The sequence below is a fragment of the Allobosea sp. OAE752 genome (assembly GCF_050433265.1).
Classification (GTDB): domain Bacteria; phylum Pseudomonadota; class Alphaproteobacteria; order Rhizobiales; family Beijerinckiaceae; genus Allobosea; species Allobosea spartocytisi.
In genome coordinates this window covers 186332-205310 of the sequence record NZ_JBNPXO010000008.1, presented here as the reverse complement: position 1 = coordinate 205310, position 18979 = coordinate 186332, and the positions used below count along the sequence as shown (strand labels likewise).

Here is an 18979-nt window from a genome sequence, read left to right as displayed (position 1 = left end):
CAGCCTTTCTCAGAGCCCCTTCGAGACCATCCTCAATAGATCGGGAAGCGCGCGGTGAGCGCCTTGACCTTGGCGGTCACGGCCTGCTCGACGGCGGCGTTGCCGTCCTCGCCATTGGCGGCGAGACCGTCCAGCACCTCGGCGATCAATTCACCGACCTGCTTGAACTCGGCGATGCCGAAGCCGCGCGAGGTCGCCGCCGGCGTGCCCAGACGGATGCCAGAGGTCGTCATCGGCTTCTCCGGGTCGAAGGGGATGCCGTTCTTGTTGCAGGTGATGTGGGCGCGGCCGAGCGCCGCTTCCGCCGCCTTGCCGGTCAGCTTCTTCGAGCGCAGATCGACCAGCATCAGGTGGTTGTCGGTGCCGCCGGTGACGAGGTCGAAGCCCTTCGCCTTCAGCGTCTCGGCCAGCGCCTTGGCGTTGGCGACGACGGCATGGGCATAGGTCTTGAACTCGGGCTGCAGCGCCTCGAGGAAGGACACCGCCTTGGCCGCGATGACATGCATCAGCGGGCCGCCCTGGATGCCCGGGAAGATCGCCGAGTTGATCTTCTTCGCCAGCGCCTCGTCATTGGTCAGGATCATGCCGCCGCGCGGGCCGCGCAGCGTCTTGTGCGTCGTGGTGGTGACGACATGGGCGTGCGGGAACGGCGAAGGATGCGCGCCACCGGCGACGAGACCGGCGAAATGGGCGATGTCGACCATGAAATAGGCACCGACCTTGTCGGCGATCTCGCGGAAGCGGGCGAAGTCCCAGTGGCGGGCATAGGCCGAGCCGCCGGCGACGATGACCTTCGGCTTGTGCTCGACGGCGAGGCGCTCCAGCGCGTCATAGTCGATCAGCTGGTCGACCACGCAGACGCCGTAGGAGACGACGTTGAACCATTTGCCGGACTGGTTGACCGGCGCGCCATGGGTCAGGTGCCCGCCGGCGGCGAGATCGAGGCCCATGAAGGTGTCGCCGGGCTGCATCAGGGCCATGAAGACGCCCTGGTTGGCCTGCGAGCCCGAGTTCGGCTGGACATTGGCGAAGCTGCAGCCGAACAGCCGGCAGGCGCGCTCGATGGCGAGCTTCTCGGCGATGTCGACGAACTGGCAGCCGCCATAGTAGCGCCGGCCGGGATAGCCCTCGGCATATTTGTTGGTCATCACCGAGCCCTGCGCCTCGAGCACGGCGCGGGAGACGATGTTCTCGGAGGCGATCAGCTCGATCTCGTCGCGCTGGCGACCGAGCTCCAGATCGATCGCGCGGGCGATCTCGGGATCGGCATCATGCAGCGAGGCGCCGAAGAAGGAGTTCGAGAGGTGCTTGTCGCGCGCGGCTTCGCTCATATCCGGCTCCTGAAGTTCGGCGGCCGGCCACGAACCGGCTCCATCGCCGGCTCCCTATCATGCGGCGGGGGGCTGTCCAAGCGTTTCCCCTACCCCGAGGCATTGCGCCGCTCGCCGAGGCGCCGCCGCCGCCCGCGGGCACGGGCTCTAGCCAGCCGCGGCCCCGCCATGTTAGTTGCGAAATATCCGCGTCAGGCGCGGATGCGGCGGCATCCAGCGCGATGCCGCCTTTTTTGTTCTCCGGCGTGGCGACACGCCGCAACCTTCCAGAGGAGATCATGCCTGCGGGCGATGGCAGTAGCAGTTGGGTCGACGTTCTCGGAATCCTGTCGGTCCTCATTCTCGTTGCCGCGAACGGCTTTTTCGTCGCGGCGGAGTTCTCGCTCGTCGCGGTTCGCAAGAGCCGGGTGACGGAGCTGGTCGCGGCAGGCCGCATGAATGCGACCGTCCTTCAGCGCGCGCTCGACAATCTCGACTCCAACCTGGCCGCCACGCAGCTCGGCATCACCATATCCTCGCTCGCCCTGGGCTGGATCGGCGAACCCGCGCTGGCGCATCTCATCGTTCCGCTGCTGGGGTGGCTGCCGGAGGGGCTGATCTCCTTCGGCTCGCACGCCATCGCCGTGGCGATCGCCTTCATCATCATCACGACCCTTCACATCGTGCTGGGCGAGCTCGCGCCGAAAAGCCTCGCACTGCAGCGCAGCGAGGGCACGGCGCTGTGGATCGTGCGCCCGCTCGGGCTGTTCCTGTTCCTGCTGCGGCCGGCCATCGTGACGCTCAACGGGCTCGGCAACCTCGTCCTGCGCGCCTGCGGCCTGCGGCCCGGCGCGGCGGAAGGAGCATTGCACTCGCCCGATGAGCTGAAGCTGCTGGTTCAGGCCAGCCAGGAAGCCGGCATCTTCGAAAGGGCGCAGCAGGAGGTGCTGGTCCGGGCGCTGAACATCGGTGACCTGCGGGTCGCCAACATCATGACGCCTCGCCACGAGATCGAGTGGATCGACGCCGAGGAAACGCGCGAGGACATGATCCGCATCATCCGCGCCTGCCGGCACGAGCAGTTGCTCGTCGGGCGCGGCAGTATCGACGAGCCGCTCGGCATGGTGCTGAAGAAGGATCTTCTCGACCAGTTCCTGGACGGGCAGCCGCTCGACCCCATCGCGGTGATCCGCGAACCGGTGATCGTCCATGAGGCGACATCAGCGGTGAAGATTCTCGAGCTCTTCAAGCGCTCGCCGCTGCGCCTGGCGACGATCGTCGACGAATATGGCAGCCTCCAGGGCATCGTCACGCAAACCGACCTGCTCGAGGCCATCGCCGGCGCCCTGCCCGCCACGGAAGGCGAGGATCCTGACGTCACCGTGCGGGAGGACGGCTCGCTGCTGATCGACGGCATGATGCCGGCGCACGAGGCCCTGAGCCATCTCGGCATCAGGCCGCAATCCGCCGACGGCGATTTTCACACCGTCGCAGGCTTCGCGCTGTTCCAGCTCGGGCATCTGCCCGATGTCGGGGAAAGCTTCGTTTTCGACGGCTGGCGCTTCGAAATCGTCGACCTCGACGGCCGCCGCATCGACAAGCTCCTGGTGCGCCCGGAGTCTGCCCCGCAATAGGCGCGCCTCGTGTTTCGGTCCGGCGTGGCCGCCGGTGCTCCCGCGTCTCCGCGACGCGCGGCCCGGACGATCGAAGCAGGCGAACCAAGCAAAAAGCCCGCCGATGAACATCGGCGGGCTTCGTAGCGATCCGGCGGAGCGCCCGGGATCAGATGTCGTTCTCGCCCTGAAGCGCGGCGACCGGCGCCGGGCCGAGGCCGTCCTTGTTGTAGATGTCGTCGCGGAACTGCACACCGCCATCCGGCGTCGCCCAGGCCGTGACATAGACCCAATAGCAGGAGACCGGATCGGCGATGCGGGCGTTGACGCGCTGGCCGGAATTGATCGTCTCGTCGATCTTGGCGCGGTCCCAGCCGGGGGTGTTCTTGAGCAGCCAGGCGACGTAGTCGCGCACGTTCTGGACGCGCATGCAGCCCGAGGAGACGAAGCGGTAATCGTCGCCGAAGATGCCCTTGGCCGGCGTGTCGTGCATGTAGACGCCGTAGGGGCTGGGAATGTTGATGCGCACGAAGCCGAGCGAGTTGAAGTCGCCGCCCGGATCCTGCCGGAAGGTGTAGCGCGTCGCCTCGTCCGAATTCCAGTTGACCTGCGAAGGCGCGATCTCGCCACCGCTGGACGAGATGATGCGGATCTTGTTCTCGGCGAGGTAGTTCGGCTCCTTCCTCATCTTCGGGATGAGGTCCTTCTTGATGATCGAGGCGGGAACCGTCCAGGTCGGGTTGAAATTGACTTCCGGAATCTTGGTCTGGAGCAGCGGCGACTGGCGGTCGATCTTGCCGACGCCGGCAGCATGGCGCGTCGCGACATGGCCGTTCTCGACCGTCTCGACCATCGCAGCCGGGATGTTGGCGACGACATAGCGCCCGCCGAGATTGCCGGACCAGGTGCGCAGGCGCACGACGTTGGTCTCGAGCTGGCGGATGCGGCGGTCGATCGGAACGTTCAGCGCAACGACCGTCGCGCGGTTGATCGCGCCGGTCGTGGAAAGGCCGACCCGGGCCTGGAACTGGCGCACCGCCGCTTCGACATAGGAGTCGTAGACGTTGCTCTCACCGGCATTCTGCTGGAGGTCGCCGGTGATCGAGAGGCGCTGGCGCAGCGCCGCAACGGCGCCCCCCCTGGCGCCGAGGCCCATGCGATCGGGCAACTGCACCGGCTGCCAGCCGCCGCGGGCGGCAAGGTCGCGATAGGCGGCGATCGCCTGCTCCGTCGCCTGCAGCGACTCGGGCGACAGCATCGGCGTCGAGGAGCGCAACACGGCGTTGCGCGGGCCGGCATCGTAATTCTGAAGCCATTCGGCCTGCTGGGCGAAAGCAGGAGCCGCTGCGGTCGAGGCAGCGCCGGAAAGCAGCGCCAGCACAGTCTCGCGGCGTGTCAGGCTCAGTTGCGACATCTCTTCCCTCTTCAACTTCATCCGAACGCGGGCGGCCGGCACGAAAACGCCGCCGGCGGGAGCGGCAGCGCGGCTGATCGGCTCCCATGACGGCGACGGTGTCGTATCACAGTTAAAGAGGCGTGATGAGAGCGGCGAATTTAGGGCATGGCCATGTTTTGCCGCATGCATGGCAGTAAAGTCACACTTGACTGCCGGCCGGCATCTCACCGCCGCTGAAACGACCCCGGGCGGCTGGGGTAGCCAGCCGCCCGGTGGGCAATCTCCCGAAACCCCTGGAAAGACGGCCTTCAGAGCTTGTAGCGGATCTGATCGGTCCAGAAGCGCTCCAGCCGCAGCAGCGCGTTGTTCATGCGCTCGAAGTCATCAGCCGCGATGCCGCCGATCTGCTCGACGGTGCGAACATGCTTGTCGTAGACGCCCTTCACGATGTCGTGCACTTCGGCGCCCTTCTCGGTCAGGCTGATGCGGACCGAGCGGCGGTCGATGCGCGACCGGGCGTGGTGGAGATAGCCGAGCTCGACCAGCTTCTTGACGTTGTAGGAGACGTTCGAGCCGAGATAGTAGCCGCGGGTGCGCAGCTCGCTGGCGGAGAGTTCGGCGTCGCCGATATTGTAGAGCAGCAGGGCCTGCACGCTGTTGACGTCGTCGCGACCGCGGCGCTCGAACTCATCCTTGATGACGTCGAGAAGCCGGCGATGCAGCCGCTCCACCAGGGTGAGCGACTCAAGATAAAGCGGCTTCACGTTGAGATCGGCCGCGCTATCCTTGGCAACTACAGAAGTCTTCACGCTCGCTTTCATGGTATTACCCGCCTGTTGTGTGCCAGCCGGAATTTCTCTTCCGGTCCGCTTCTGAAAAACACCATAAGCCTGCCCGGATGAAAACGAGTTTAAATATCAGGATGAATCGGAGATTTACCCCTTTGGGTGAATCGTAAGTGAAGCCAGAAACGCTTAAGCTAAAGCGATTCTTACCATGACTCGCGGCAATTGCGCGGTTGCAGGGCGCCAGCGCCCATCGCTTGAAGTCGGCCGGAGGGTCGATATCTGCGCCGAAATCCGAGCCCTCATCCTTCGAGACACCGCTTGCGCGGCTCCTCAGGATGAGGGCTCGCTCGACAAGGAGGCCGGAGCGCCCTACTCCGCCTCGTTCTCGGCCGCCCAGGTGACGAGGAAGTAGACCGCGATCAGCGCCATATAGATGCCCACCATCCAGGTCGTCATCGGCACGAAGCGCGGAAAGAAGAAGCTCAGCAGGAGCTGGCTCAGCGTCGCGAGCAGCCAGAGCACCCCACCCCAGGTCGAGGTCAGCCACAGCCCCACCGCCGCGACGAGGTCGATCACCGCGAAATAGACGATGATCGCCTGGAAACTGAGCAAACGATTCTCGAAGGGCAGCTGGCCGTCGCCCGAAACGCCGAAGATCACCATCCAGGCCATCAGCCCCTTGGCGAGCCAGAGCACCGAGAGCAGCCGCAGGAACCAGACCAGCACGAGCCGCCAGCGGGCCGCATCCTTGGTGCCGCCCTCGCCCGCCTGTTCGCCGCGCAGGGCCTCGACGTCGCCACCCAGACCCAAGCTCAGACCTCCAGCTTCAGCTCGGCGGCGCCGAGTGGAGCGAAATAGGCCGCGATCGCGGCAGGCTCGACGGCTTCCAGCGTATCCGGCCGCCAGTGCGGCGCCTGGTCCTTGTCGATCACCACCGCGCGCACGCCTTCATAGAAATCATGGCCATGGGCGATGCGCGAGACGATGCGGAATTCGGTGCGCATCGCCTCGGCGAAATCGAGATCCTTGCCGCGGCGCATCTGCTCATGGGCGATGGCGACGCTGGTCGGCGATTTGGCGGCGATGGTCTGCGCGAGCTTGCCGGCAAAGGCGCTGCCGCCGGTCGCGAGAGCTTTCAGCCGCGCGACGACCTCCAGCGGCGAGGCCGCAGCGAAGGCGTCCGCGATCGTCGCGGCCTCCGCCTGCAACGGGCCGGGCGGCCGGGCGATGGTGAAGCCGGCGAGGATGTCGTCGAGGGCGGCGCGGCTGGTCAGCGCGTCGGCGAGCTCGGCCATGCGGTCGCTGGCGACGCTATGGGTGGCAAGGCCGACCGAAAGCGCGTCGGCCGCACCGATGCGCTCGCCCGTCAAGGCGAGGAAGTTGCCGAAGGCGCCGGGCAGGCGCGGCAAGGCATAGGTCGCGCCGACATCGGGGAAGAAGCCGATGCCGACCTCGGGCATGGCGAAGAGATAGCGGTCGCCGGCGATGCGATGGCTGCCATGCAGCGATATGCCGACGCCTCCGCCCATGACGATGCCGTCGATGAGCGCGACATAGGGCTTGGGATAGGTCTTGATGCGATGGTTGAGGATGTACTCCTCGCCCCAGAAGGCGAGCATCTCGTCCTGGCGGCCGGCCTTGCCGCAATCATGCAGCCAGCGGATGTCGCCGCCGGCCGAAAAAGCCTTCTCGCTCGTGCTGATGACGACGACGCGCGTCACCTGCGGATCGTTCTCCCAGGCGTCGAGGGCGCGGGCGAGCTCGCGGACCATGCCGAGGCTGAGCGCGTTCAGCGCCTTCGGCCGGTTGAGGATGACGACGCCGGCCGCGCCGCGGATCTCGCAGATGATGTCCTGGTCCTGCGCCATGATCCGCCCCGGTTACGATGGGCTGCGGTTCTGGAAGGCGGGGGCGAGGTTGTCAACGCGGGGGGTGGTGTAACGGTGCAAATGTCGGTTTGGGGTGGAAACGAACGCTGGAGGACCTCCCTGGAAGCCGGCACCTAGCCCCAAGACCTGCCCCGGCTCAAACGGTGCTGCTGGAGCCGGTGAAGGTTGCGTGCTGGCCGGTGGCTCGGATCATTGGTGCGTCAGGAGCGCGTCGAGGGCGAGCGGCCTGCCGGCGACCAATTCCGAATGGTCTTCGGCACCTTCTCCCCTTGCAGAGGCCTTGCATACAAATAGCCTTGAGCGGAATCGCACCCTGTTTCTCGCAGGCGCGCGGCCTGCTCGGCGCTTTCGACCCCTTCTGCCGTCGTATGCATTCCCATGGCGTGGCCGAGGCTCACGATGGCGGCGACAATCGCGGCGTCACTGTCGTCGCTGATCAGGTTCTGCACGAAACTCTGGTCGATCTTGATGTGATCCACGGGGAACTGCTTGAGGTGCAGGAGCGAGGCAAACCCCGTCCCGAAATCGTCCAGAGCGATGGAGACGCCAGCCTCATGCAGTTCGCTCAAGATGGCGGACGCCGTCGCTGTCCTGCGCCCAAGGAACGCCGTTTCGGTCACTTCGACTTCGAAATGCTCGGAGGAGACACGCGCCTCTTCCAGGATGCGGAGAATCCTGTCGGCGAGTTTCGGGTCGGAGATGTCGGCCGAGGACAGATTGACGGCCACCCGGCCGCATTCGAGACCCTGGTCCAGCCATAACCGAACATCGGCGGCAACCTGGCGGATCATCTGCTCGCCCAGCGCAATCGAAATGGCCTGCTCAGAGAACATGGAGCCAAAGTAACCGGGAGTGAGAAGCCCTTTGGTCGGGTGGTTCCACCGCGCGAGGGCCTCGAAGCCGACGATCCGGCCTGTCACCAGCGACACTTTCGGCTGGTAGTACGGGACGAATTGCTGCGCCGCGAGCCCTTCCCTAACGTCATGCGCGATGGTCACGCGGTGTTCCATCGTCTCGCGGGCGGCGCTGGTATACACCACCGCTTGGCTGCGCCCCTGCTCCTTGGCGCGATAAAGCGCGATGTCGGCGTCCTTCATCAGCTCGACCGGGTCGCGGTGATGTTCCGGGAAGGTCGCCAGCCCAATGCTGACCGTGGTGGAGAGCGCCCGCCCCTCGTGCTGGAAGGGCGCGCGCAGAGCCTCGACAATTTCCGCAGCCCGGGCGATGGCGTCGCTCCCCGCTGAAGTCTCGGCGAGGATAATGGCGAACTCGTCGCCCCCGAGGCGTGCCACGGTATCGCCTTCGGCGACGAAGCTCCTGAGCCGAAGGGCCGCTTCCTGAAGGAGGAGGTCTCCGACCGCGTGACCCAGGGTATCGTTGACATCCTTGAAGTCGTCGAGATCGAGCAGCAGCAGGCCCACGCCGGCCCCGGAGTCCCCCGCATTCTTCAGGGCCTCGTTCAGGCGGACATGGAACAGCGCCCGGTTCGCCAGGCCCGTCAGGGGGTCGTGGTTGGCGGTTCGCCAGATGGCTTCCTCGGCCGCTTTCCGATCGGCGATGTCGAAGGTCAGTCCGATGAGCCGGTTTTCGCCCTTTCGCTCAGCCCTGAGTGACAGCCATGTGTGCGTGCCGTCTGGGGACAGGTAGCGCACTTCGGTCGCGCCACTGCCCTCCGACATCACGGCGTGCCAGAAGGTCGTCACCCTCTGCCGGTCGTCGGGATGCACCCGATCGATGAAATCGGCCGCCGGTCCCGAAGAAATCCCCAGCAGCACCATGGAATTCTCGGAGCGATCGACCCACAGCGTCTCGAGATCGAGTTCCCAGGCCGCCATCCTGCTGGCTTGCAACGCCAGCCGCAGGCGCTCCTCGCTCACCCTGATCGCGTTCTCGGCTGCATTGCGGATGGTGATGTCGGTAAAGGTGCGCACCATTCCGCCATTGGGAAGGCGGTTGGTTCGAACCTCCAGCACCGTCCCGTCCGGTCTCTGCCTCTCATAGTCCAGAATTTCGACGTTTATTCCTTCGTATTTGATGGCGCGAAGGAGCGCTTCGGTGACCGTACCAAATTCGCCTTGCTCCATCTGCCATCGTTTCACCGCCTCGAACGACGGATGGGACCGCATCAAGTCGGCAGGCAGGCCGAGCAGATCGATCGCGCGCTGATTGCAGACCGCCACATAGCCGTTGGCGTCCACCATCAGAATTCCCTGGTCCACATGCTCCACGACAGCGTTCAACAGAGCGCTGTCCACGGGGAATGCTCGCGTCATGCGCTGAGTGGTCAAGCGTCGGCCCCTCCCCAAGCTAATGGTCAAGCAAGGTATGGCCGCCCACTTTCGAAATACTGAAAGACCGAATGCCCGGCATCGCAGGCCAGACCGGCATGCTCGCTCGGCTTGCGACCATGCGCCTCTGGTTTGGAATTGTTCCGATGTGATATGAAGCCGGCATGCCGCTGCCGCCCCCGCTCAAGCCTCGGGCGTGCCGCGACGTCGTCATTTGAGGCATCGCCATGGAATCCCGGGTCGTCAGGCCGTTCCCCCATCCTGAGTCGCGCCAGAGCGAGGCCCAGGCCGCCCCCTCGCTCGGACTGACGCGCCGCATGCGCCGCAACCGCAAGGCCGAGTGGTCGCGACGGCTGGTGCGCGAGACGCGGCTGACGACCGACGATCTGATCTGGCCGATCTTCCTGATGGACGGGCAGCAGGCCCGCACGCCGGTGGAATGGATGCCCGGCGTCGACCGGCTGAACATCGACGAGGCCGTCCGGCAGGCGGCCGAGGCGGCGGCACTCGGCATCCCCGCCATCGCCCCCTTCCCCTATGTCGAAAAGGCGCTGCGCGACTCGACGGGCTCGGAGGCGCTGAGCAGCGAAAACCTGATGTGCCGCGCCGTGCGGGCGATCAAGCGGGAGGTGCCGCAGATCGGCATCATCTGCGACGCCGCGCTCGACCCCTACACCTCGCACGGCCATGACGGCGTGATGGATGGCGAGCGCATCCTGAACGACGCCAGCGTCGCGATCCTCGTCCGGCAGGCGCTGGCGCTGGCCGATGCCGGTGCCGACGTGATCGCCCCTTCCGACATGATGGACGGGCGCGTCGGCGCGATCCGCGCCGCGCTCGACGCCGCCGGCCAGGAGGACGTGCAGATCATGGCCTATGCGGCCAAATATGCGTCCGCCTTCTACGGCCCGTTCCGGGACGCCATCGGCACCAATGCGACGCTGATCGGCGACAAGCGCACCTACCAGATGGACCCGGCCAACACCGACGAGGCCATCGCCGAGGTCGCGCTCGATCTCGAGGAAGGTGCCGACATGGTGATGATCAAGCCCGGCCTGCCCTATCTCGACGTGGTGGCGCGGGTGAAGGACCAGTTCCGCGTGCCGACCTTCGCCTATCAGGTCTCCGGCGAGTACGCGATGCTGATGGCCGCCGTGCAGAATGGCTGGCTCGACGGCGACAAGGCGATGCTGGAGAGCCTGCTCGCCTTCAAGCGAGCCGGCGCCGACGGCGTGCTGACCTATTTCGCGCCGCGCGTGGCGAAGATGCTGAAGGCGGGCTGAACTTTCCGGTCCCAGACGATTTCGGCTCGTTCGGTGGGTGCCGAATGGTTTTCCGCTCCGCTCGAAAGCGACGACGATTTCAGCATGATGACGGATGAGAGCCAGAGCTTCCTGGCGCGACTGAAGGCCGACCTGCGAACGGCGATGCGAGAGCGCAAATCCGCCGAGGTAACGGTGCTACGCGAATTGATCGCCGCGATCGACAATGCCCAGGCCGTTCCAGTCGGCGATCGACACGACAGCTATGTGTTTCACGCATTCGGCGACAGCGCGGTCGAAGTCCCACGCAAGGTGCTGGGCAAGGACGAGCTGCGCCGATTGGTCGAAGCCGAAATCCACAGCCGAAACGACGCAGCGAAGACGTATCGCAGCCTCGGGCGCGACGACAAGGCTCAGGATCTGTCTGATGGAGCACAGACCCTGAATCGATATCTCGATCCGCCCGATCTGAGCTAGCGGCACACCACCCACTCCAAAGCCATGTTTCAAACGGCACGGGCAAGCGCTACCGTTGCCGCCGCATGCGCCCGCTCCTCCTGCCGATTCTGGTTGCCGTCCTCGTGGCCCTCGCCGGTTGCGGCGAAGACTTCGACACCGACCAGACGCGGCTGTGCCGGCAGGCGATCCCGCCGCTCAACCCGCCGGGAGCGCATATCGAGATCGAACGGATGACGGTCGGCCCGGTGCGGCGGGCCCTGCGCCTGCTCTACCGGATGCAGCTCGGCGACGGCGTCGCGCGGCATCGCAGCATCGACTGCCTGTTCGGCACGGACGACAAGGGGCTCGGGCGGCCGACGCTGATCGGCATCGCCTCGGACGGGCAGCCGATGTCGGATGCCAGCTTCTATTTCCTGCGCCGGTTCTATCTCGAGGATCGCAGCGAGCCGCCGCCGGATCCGGCCGCGCCCACGGCGTCGGACCTGCCCGCCGTGCCGGCCGGCCTCGCCTATGGCCTGCAGCAGGCGCTGAGCGGCCTGCCCTCGGCAGCGATCTACGGGCTGCTCGCCGCCGCTTATGCGCTCGTCTACGGGCTGACCGGGCGGATCATCCTGTGCTTCGGCGAATTCGCCGCGCTCGGGGCGCTGGCCTCGGTGGTCGGGGTGGCGCTGCTGCTCTCGCTCGCCGTCTCGACGCCGCTGACGGGGCTCGCCGTCGCCTTCACCGTGGCGATCCTCGTCTCGGCGCTGCACGGCTTCGCCATGGGCCGCTTCGTGCTGCGCCATCTCGAACGCGCCAGCGGCCAGCAGATGCTGATCGCGACGATCGGCCTTTCGATCGCGCTTTCGGAATATCTGCGCCTCGCCCAGGGGCCGCAATTGCGCTGGCTGCCGCCGGTGTTCAACGCTCCCGTGGCGCTCGTCCATGCCGGCGATTTCATCGTGACGCTCAACCCGGTCGCGACCCTCCTGACGCTGATCGGGTTGGGCGCCACGCTCGGGCTGGTGCAGCTCATCCGCCGCACCGCCTATGGCCGGGCCTGGCGGGCGGTCGCCGATGACGAGGGCACGGCGGCGCTGTTCGGCGTCGATGCACGCGCCGTGCGCGACATCGCCGTCATCATCGCCTGCGCGCTCTGCGGCATGGCGGGCGTCATCGTCACGGTGATCTATGGCGGCATGGGCTTCGCCGGCGGCTTCTCGCTCGGCCTCAAGGCGCTGGTCGCGGCCATTCTCGGCGGCATCGGCTCGGTGCCGGGCGCGGCGCTGGGCGGATTGTTCATCGCCGGCTTCGAGGCGGTCTGGTCGGCGACGCTGCCGATCGAGCAGCGCGACCTCGCGGTCTATCTGCTGCTCGCCATCGTGCTGATCTGGCGCCCCGGCGGCTTCTTCGGCGACAGCGAATTGACGCCGCGCCAGGTTTGACGACAGCCTGCGGCATCGGCTTCCGTCCGAAAACACATTTGCCTTTCGCCCCCGGACGAGACACGGACCTCATCATGACCGAGACCTTCGCGATCACGCCCGAGGACATCGACGCCGCCGCGGGGCGGATCGCAGGCCATGTCCTGCGCACGCCGCTGGTGCCGGCGCCGCGCCTCTCCGAGCTCACGGGCGCGCAGGTCATGGTCAAGCATGAGAACATGCAGGCGACCGCCTCCTTCAAGGAGCGCGGCGCGGTCAACAAGCTGCTCTCGCTCAGCGAGGACGAGCGGGCCCGCGGCGTCATCGCCATGTCGGCCGGCAACCATGCCCAGGCGGTGGCCTATCACGCCAAGCGCTTCGGCATCCCGGCGACCATCGTGATGCCCGAGACGACGCCATTGGTGAAGGTCGAGAACACCCGCGCCCATGGCGCGCGCGTCGTGCTCCATGGCGAGACGCTCTATGAATCCGCGCAGAAGGCACGCGAGCTCGCCGGCGCCGAGCAGCTCGTCTTCGTCCACCCCTATGACGATGCCGCGGTGATGGCGGGCCAGGGCACCGTCGCGCGCGAGATGCTCGCCGACGAGCCCGATCTCGACATGCTGATCATCCCGCTCGGCGGCGGCGGGCTGATGGCCGGCAACGCCGTCGCCGCCAAGGCGATCAAGCCCGGCATCGAGCTGATCGGCGTCGAGGCCGACCTCTACCCCTCCTTCTTCAACGCCGTGAACGGGCAGGACCGCCCCATCGGCGGGGCGACGCTGGCCGAGGGCATCGCGGTCAAGACCGTCGGCCAGATGACGCTGCCGATCGTCTCGAAGCTGGTTTCCGACATCGTGCTCGTCGGCGAAGACCTGATCGAGCGCGCCGTCAACGCCTATGCCTGCCTGCAGCACAGCCTGGCGGAAGGCGCCGGCGCGGCCGGGCTCGCGGCGATGCTGAAGGAGCCGGAGCGCTATGCCGGGCGCAAGGTCGGGCTCGTGCTCTGCGGCGGCAACATCGACACCCGCCTGCTCGCCGCGATCATGGTGCGCGAGCTGGAGCGGGAGGACCGTATCGTCGCCTTCCGCCTGACCAGCAGCGACCGGCCCGGCCTGCTCGGCAAGATCGCGAGCCTTCTCGGCGATGAGGGGGCCAATATCCTCGAGGTCAGCCATGGCCGGCTTTTCCTCGACGTGCCGGCGAAAGGCGTCTCGCTCGACGTCACGGTCGAGACGCGCGGCGAGGCACATTCGCGCGCGATCGAGGACATGCTGGCGAAAAATGGCTTCGCGCCCCGGCGCATCCTGCCGCGTGGCCTTGCGGAACCGACGCGCTGATCAAACATTGTTGCCCGGGTGCGCATTCCCGCGCGCCGTCATGAGGATCGAGTTCGATGAGCGATACCCGCTACGGCCAGCCGCCGATCACGGCCCTGGAGCAGCGTCCCTACCAGAACGTCAGCGGCGTCCTGGGCTCGCGGCTCTTCGCCTGGATCATCGACATCGTCGTGCTGTTCTTCCTCGGCTGGCTGGTCTTCCTGCTGCTGGTGGTGCTCGGCCTCGTCACCTTCGGCGCGACCTGGTTCCTGATCCCGGCGGCCGCCTTCGTGACGGCGCTGGGGTATGCGGCTTTGACGGTCGGCGGCCGGCGCCAGTCGACCTGGGGCATGCGCGTCGCCGGCTTGCGGGTCGAGACCGCGGATGGCGGGCGGCCGGACGGCCTCGTCGCGGCGGTGCATGCGCTGTTCTTCTACGTCGCGGCCGGAACGGTGGCGCTGTGGCTCATCGACATCGGCTGCGGCCTCTTCCGCTCCGATCGGCGCCTCGGCCATGACCTGCTGACCGGCCTCGTGGTCGTGCGGGCTTGAGGGCTAAAACCGGAAGCGCAGCAGGCGGCCGATTCGCGAGAAGGCCGGGATCATCTCCATGACCGGCACGGCCATTCGCGCGAACAGGGACAGGCGCGCGATCTGGTCGAGGTCGTAGCCGCGCGAACCATAGCCTGTGAGCTCCTCCACCAGCTCGAGCCGGGGAAGCTGCCGGAGCAGTTCCTCCGGCTCGTCGAGCGCCCAGTGCAAAGCCGCGCCGGTGGCGCGGATGGAGGGCTGCCAGGCGATCAGGATGAGCCCGAGCTGGCTATAGGCATCGAAGGCCAGCTCGCCCCCGGGCAGATGCCCGGTCACGCGTTCCAGCAGCAACGGCACCTCCTCCGACGGCAAATAGGGCAACAGCCCTTCGGCGATGACGAAGGCCGGCCTGTCCCGCGGCACGGCTTCGAGCCATTCCGGCTCGGTCACCGAGGAGCCGAGCAGCACACAGCCGTCGCGGGCCGGGTAGAGGCGCTGCCGCAGGGCGATCACGTCCGGGTAGTCGACGTCGAACCAGCGGACGGTTTCGGGCGGCGCGATCCTGAAGACGCGGCTGTCCAGCCCGCAGCCGAGATGAAGCACCGTCGCATCCGGGTGTCGCCCCAGAAAATCGCGTGTCCAGCCATCGATGAGGTGAGCCCGCAAGGCGACGCCGATCATGATGTCGCGGTCGACCCTCAGCCGGTCGAAATCGTAGTCGATCCCCGCCAGGGCCTGCGCGGCAAAGCGGTCCTTCAGCAGGGTATCGGGCAGCTGGCTCTCGCCGGCCTTGGCACAGAGCGTGACGAGAAGCGTTTCGCGCGCGCCGTGGAGAACTACCTTTTCACCGGCCATCGCGTCCTCCCGATCTCGCATCGCGCTTGTTGCCGCCGCTGCCGATGCTACATTGAAGGGCGGAAGCTTCCGGGGAGCCAGCCGACGTGACGCGCCCGTTGCGGGATGCCCCGCAATTCTACCTCACTTCGCCGACCGCGTGTCCCTATTTGCCGGGCCGCGAGGAACGGAAGGTGTTCACCCATCTCGTCGGACCGCGCGCCGGCGACCTCAACAACGTGCTGTCGCAAGGCGGATTCCGGCGTTCGCAGAGCATCGCCTACCGCCCGGCCTGCGAGGTCTGCCGGGCCTGCGTCTCGGTGCGCGTCTGCGTCGACGATTTCCGCTACTCGCGCGGCTTCCGCAAGGTGCTGGCCCGCAACAGCGACCTGATCGGCGAGGCCCGCCCGCCGCAGCCGCGCTCCGAGCATTATTCCCTGTTCCGCTCCTATCTCGACGAGCGGCATCCGGATGGCGGCATGGCGACGATGTCGGCGCTCGACTTCGCGATGATGGTCGAGGACACCCATGTCGAGACCAGCCTGATCGAGTATCGGCGGCGCGGACCGGATTCGGGCTTCACCGGGCGCGGCCAGGGCGACCTCTTCGCCATGGCGCTGACCGACACGCTGAACGACGGCCTGTCGATGGTCTATTCGGTCTATGATCCCGGGCTGGAGCTCCGCTCGCTCGGCACCTTCATGGTGCTCGATCACATCGCGCGCGCCCGCAGGCTCGGGCTGCCTTACGTCTATCTCGGCTATTGGGTCGATGGCTCGCCCAAGATGTCCTACAAGGCCCGGTTCCTGCCGCAGGAGCGGCTGACGCCGCAGGGCTGGGAGCGGGTCGAGACGAACGCTCCCACCGCGTGAAGCGCATCGCGACGCCAGCGAACCGAATTCCGCAACCTATGAGGGCATTCTCTCAAGAATGATCGCATTCCCATAGGGCGTCGGGCCATACGGTCAGGGATCGGCGTATCCGCCCCCGTTTTCCCCGAAAAAGCGCAATCGGCTTAAGAGTAAATCAAGTCCGCATCTCGCATTGTCCCGGCACCTGATCGCCTGGGGGGCTTCATGCTGCGCGACCTGACCCGGATGCCGGCCGAGATGTCGTCGGATTCGCGCCGGCAGTTGCTCAATGCCGTCACGGACCTGTTCCTGCTGGACCAGGAGCCGAGCAAGGTCAGCAAGGAGCATTACGGCGACATCGCGGTGACGTCGCTCTCCCATCTCGGCGACGAGGACCGCCAGAGCTATGCCGATCGCGTCGCGGCGCTGCCGAGCCTGCCGCGCAACGTCGCCGTCACGCTCGGCGGCGACGACAATGTCGAGGTGGCGCGGCTGGTCCTGACCCTGTCCCCGGTCCTCACCGACACCGATCTCGCCGCCATCGCCGTCAGCCAGACGCAGCAGCATCTCGCGGCCATCGCCGAGCGCGCGCGCCTGTCCGAGAGCGTCACCGACATCCTGGTCGAGCGCGGCGACCGGACCGTTCTCTCAACCGTCAGCGCCAATGAGGGCGCCGCCTTCTCGGATCGCGGCTTCGACCGGCTGCTGGAGCGCGGCACCGGCGATGCGGGCATCGCCGGCAACCTCGCCCGGCGCTCGGATCTCGCACCGAAACGGGCTGAACGGGTGCTGCGCATCGTCGAGCAATTGTCGGACAGCCCTGGCGCTGCGGGGACACCGACCGAGGAAGCGGTCTCGCTCGCCCGGCAGGCCCGCCAGCAGCGTCTGGAAGTGAAGCTCCTGCTCTCCGATCTCACCGCCAAGGTGCGCGAGGTCGACGACGTCCTGACCATGCTGGCCGACGAGGACCGGGCCTTCCACCTGGCGCAGGTCTTGTCGCAAGTCGCCGAGATCACCCCCGAGCAGGCGCTGCGCGTGCTGATGCAGCGCAATGCCAGCGGCATCGCGGTGACCTGCCGCTCGCTCGGCGTCGGCATGACGGCCTTCCGCGCCATCCTGCAACTGCGGGCGCGGCGCCTCTATTTCTCCTCGCGCGACATCGACGACGACGTCGACGCCTATGCCAAGCTCGACCTCGCCACCGCCGAGCGGACGCTGCGCTTCCTCAAGCTGCGCACCAAGATCGCCTGAGCCGCTAGGCGCGCCTGCGCGGAGCGGCCGCGCCACAAAACGGCGACATTCGCCGGACCTCATGCTAAGCTCCAGCAGGTATTTGCCGTGAGGATGCCTTCGACGTGAGATTTCCGGTCGTTTCCGCCGCCGTGACCGCCGCCGGGCTGGCTCTGTTTGCGGCCGCCGGAACGGCACGGGCCCAGACCTCCCTCCCGCTCACCGGCTTCGCCTCGCTGCCCTCCTTCGCCTGGGACGCGCCCTCGCTCTCACCGAAATGGGAGGGCTCCTATGCGCGCATCTCCTCCGGCTTCCAGGTGACGAGCGGCAAGCATATGCGCACCAGCGCGGGGCCGACCTTCGGCCTCGAAATGGGAACGATGCGGCAGGAGGGCAATTTCGTCTACGGCATCGTCGGCGCGCTCGACTACTCGCCCACCCTCGGAGGCTACGGCACGCCGAGCTTCGGCAATGTCGCCTATACCCGCGATTTCGCCGGCGCGTTCCAGATCAAGACCGGCGTGCTCGTGACGCCGGACGTGCTGGTCTACACCAAGGTCGGCATGTCCGCCGCGAACGAGACCTGGCGCTATGGCGCGACGAGCGTCTCCCCACCCTTCAGCCAGAGCGATATCGCGGTCAGGCCCGAGGCGCGAGCCGGCGTGGAATGGGCCGTTACCGACAAGCTGACGCTCGGCGTCGAGGTCGGCGTGGTCGGCCAACGGCTTCGCTGACGGAGTCGGCGCCGACACCGGCGGGGCGGCATCCCGCGCATCGCCCCGAGATTTCGCCCTCGTCCTCCAAACTGATGATCCCGCCGCTCGCGGACACAATAAGCTGCGCCTGACCGGACGTTCCCGGATCGGGCGAGCGTGCCGCGGGCCGGCAGCCCGGATCCCCGTCGCCCGGCTTCGAACTCCTCAGGCGAGGCGAAGCGATGGCGCGCAATCTCAGCAAGGGCATGAGCGGCCAGGATGTGCGGATCCTCCAGGACCGGTTGAACTACCATCTGCGCCGCGAAACCCCGCTCGCGCTCGACGCCATCTTCGGGCCGAAGACTCATGAGCGGGTGAGCAAATTCCAGACGCTTCACGGGCTGACGAAGGACGGCATCGTCGGCCCAAGGACCCGCGCCATCCTGTTCGAAGTCGAAACCTTCCCGGCGCAGGTCCTCGTCTTTCCCGAATTGACGCGGCCGACCTTCGGAGCCGGCGCGGCTTCGGGAATCAAGCCGCCGCAGCTGATCCCGCCGCTGACGCTGCCAGGCACCGCGCCCAAGCAGCCGCAATTCGTCCTGCAGCCCCCGGTCATCCTGGGCCCTCAATTGAGCCTGGCGGGGGTCTCCTCGGCGTCCTTCTCACCGGTGAGACAGCCGAGCCTGCTCAACCTGACCTTCACGCTCGTGCCGGTGCAGGACCCGAGCGACCCGGTCGTGCGATCGACGCAGAACATCGTCAAGCTGGTCCAGGACATCCCGGTCAACAGCAGGTTCAAGGCTCAGATCCTGTCGTTCATCCCGAAGCCGTTCAAGTCGATCAGCGAGCCGACGGCCGGGCTCGATGTCGATATCGGGATCCCGAAATATTCCCCGCTCGATCCCAACAAGATCAGCCAATCCGGCAGCGCGCAGTACAATCTCCGGCTCACCGGGCGGCCGGGCGGAGCGACGCCGCTCGTCATGCTGCAAGGCCGGGCCGAAGGCGAGATCGAAATCGACTACACCGGCAAGGCGCAGTCGAACTATTTCAAGGCGACCGTCACCTGCAATTTCTTCCTCGGCGTCGTCGGGACTTTTTGACCGGACCGC

17 protein-coding genes are annotated in these 18979 nt (G+C 66.7%); 10 read left to right on the top strand and 7 right to left on the bottom strand.

The window, feature by feature from the left end:
• Positions 1-32: 32 nt before the first annotated feature.
• Positions 33-1331: a serine hydroxymethyltransferase gene (gene glyA, locus GGC47_RS20415; protein ID WP_038368309.1), complete on the bottom strand. Its 1299-nt coding sequence runs from the start codon at positions 1329-1331 to the stop codon at positions 33-35.
• Between the two features lie 278 nt (positions 1332-1609).
• Here glyA and GGC47_RS20410 point away from each other — a divergent pair, with 278 nt between their 5' ends.
• Positions 1610-2944: a hemolysin family protein gene (locus tag GGC47_RS20410; RefSeq protein WP_038368843.1), complete on the top strand. Its 1335-nt coding sequence runs from the start codon at positions 1610-1612 to the stop codon at positions 2942-2944.
• A 148-nt stretch (positions 2945-3092) separates the two neighbouring features.
• Here GGC47_RS20410 and GGC47_RS20405 read toward each other — a convergent pair whose 3' ends face one another.
• From GGC47_RS20405 to GGC47_RS20385, 5 genes are all read right to left on the bottom strand, one after another.
• Positions 3093-4337 (bottom strand): L,D-transpeptidase family protein, encoded by a 1245-nt coding sequence (locus GGC47_RS20405; RefSeq protein WP_142020706.1) that lies wholly within the window; start codon positions 4335-4337, stop codon positions 3093-3095.
• A 290-nt stretch (positions 4338-4627) separates the two neighbouring features.
• The gene (ldtR, locus tag GGC47_RS20400) at positions 4628-5140 is read right to left on the bottom strand and encodes a transcriptional regulator LdtR (RefSeq protein ID WP_038368311.1); all 513 of its coding nucleotides are present in this window, start codon (positions 5138-5140) and stop codon (positions 4628-4630) included.
• 336 nt (positions 5141-5476) lie between these two features.
• Entirely contained in the window at positions 5477-5917 is a 441-nt protein-coding gene (locus GGC47_RS20395; RefSeq protein ID WP_051988506.1) for a DUF6163 family protein, read from the bottom strand.
• 2 nt (positions 5918-5919) lie between these two features.
• On the bottom strand, positions 5920-6975 hold the full coding sequence (locus GGC47_RS20390) for an enoyl-CoA hydratase/isomerase family protein (RefSeq protein WP_133565642.1): 1056 nt from the start codon (positions 6973-6975) through the stop codon (positions 5920-5922).
• 221 nt (positions 6976-7196) lie between these two features.
• Entirely contained in the window at positions 7197-9284 is a 2088-nt protein-coding gene (locus GGC47_RS20385) for a putative bifunctional diguanylate cyclase/phosphodiesterase (protein ID WP_429068652.1), read from the bottom strand.
• Positions 9285-9511: 227 nt separating this feature from the next.
• Between GGC47_RS20385 and hemB the strand changes: the two genes are divergently transcribed.
• The 5 genes from hemB to GGC47_RS20360 all read left to right on the top strand — a co-directional run bounded on the left by hemB (position 9512) and on the right by GGC47_RS20360 (position 14278).
• On the top strand, positions 9512-10567 hold the full coding sequence (hemB, locus tag GGC47_RS20380) for a porphobilinogen synthase (protein ID WP_142020704.1): 1056 nt from the start codon (positions 9512-9514) through the stop codon (positions 10565-10567).
• Positions 10568-10600: 33 nt separating this feature from the next.
• Positions 10601-11023 (top strand): GatB/YqeY domain-containing protein, encoded by a 423-nt coding sequence (locus GGC47_RS20375; protein WP_142020703.1) that lies wholly within the window; start codon positions 10601-10603, stop codon positions 11021-11023.
• 65 nt (positions 11024-11088) lie between these two features.
• Positions 11089-12429 carry a branched-chain amino acid ABC transporter permease gene (locus GGC47_RS20370; protein ID WP_142020702.1) on the top strand — a complete coding sequence of 447 codons (1341 nt, stop codon included), beginning with the start codon at positions 11089-11091 and terminating at the stop codon, positions 12427-12429.
• A 74-nt stretch (positions 12430-12503) separates the two neighbouring features.
• Positions 12504-13748, top strand: a complete 1245-nt coding sequence (locus GGC47_RS20365) for a threonine ammonia-lyase (protein WP_370954123.1) — start codon at positions 12504-12506, stop codon at positions 13746-13748.
• A 56-nt stretch (positions 13749-13804) separates the two neighbouring features.
• Positions 13805-14278, top strand: coding sequence for an RDD family protein (locus tag GGC47_RS20360; RefSeq protein ID WP_051988508.1), 474 nt, complete (start codon positions 13805-13807; stop codon positions 14276-14278).
• A 3-nt stretch (positions 14279-14281) separates the two neighbouring features.
• On the opposite strand, the gene GGC47_RS20355 is transcribed toward GGC47_RS20360, so the two are convergent.
• A complete protein-coding gene (locus tag GGC47_RS20355) occupies positions 14282-15112 on the bottom strand; it encodes a class I SAM-dependent methyltransferase (RefSeq protein ID WP_142020700.1) in 831 nt (276 codons plus the stop codon).
• Between the two features lie 86 nt (positions 15113-15198).
• Between GGC47_RS20355 and GGC47_RS20350 the strand changes: the two genes are divergently transcribed.
• The 4 genes from GGC47_RS20350 (at position 15199) to GGC47_RS20335 (ending at position 18970) form a co-directional block, all read left to right on the top strand.
• Positions 15199-15963, top strand: a complete 765-nt coding sequence (locus GGC47_RS20350) for an arginyltransferase (protein ID WP_142020699.1) — start codon at positions 15199-15201, stop codon at positions 15961-15963.
• A gap of 204 nt (positions 15964-16167) precedes the next feature.
• Entirely contained in the window at positions 16168-17193 is a 1026-nt protein-coding gene (locus GGC47_RS20345) for a DUF2336 domain-containing protein (RefSeq protein ID WP_142020698.1), read from the top strand.
• Between the two features lie 104 nt (positions 17194-17297).
• Positions 17298-17906 (top strand): outer membrane protein, encoded by a 609-nt coding sequence (locus tag GGC47_RS20340; RefSeq protein ID WP_038368326.1) that lies wholly within the window; start codon positions 17298-17300, stop codon positions 17904-17906.
• A gap of 203 nt (positions 17907-18109) precedes the next feature.
• Positions 18110-18970 (top strand): peptidoglycan-binding domain-containing protein, encoded by an 861-nt coding sequence (locus tag GGC47_RS20335; protein WP_142020696.1) that lies wholly within the window; start codon positions 18110-18112, stop codon positions 18968-18970.
• Positions 18971-18979: the final 9 nt, after the last annotated feature.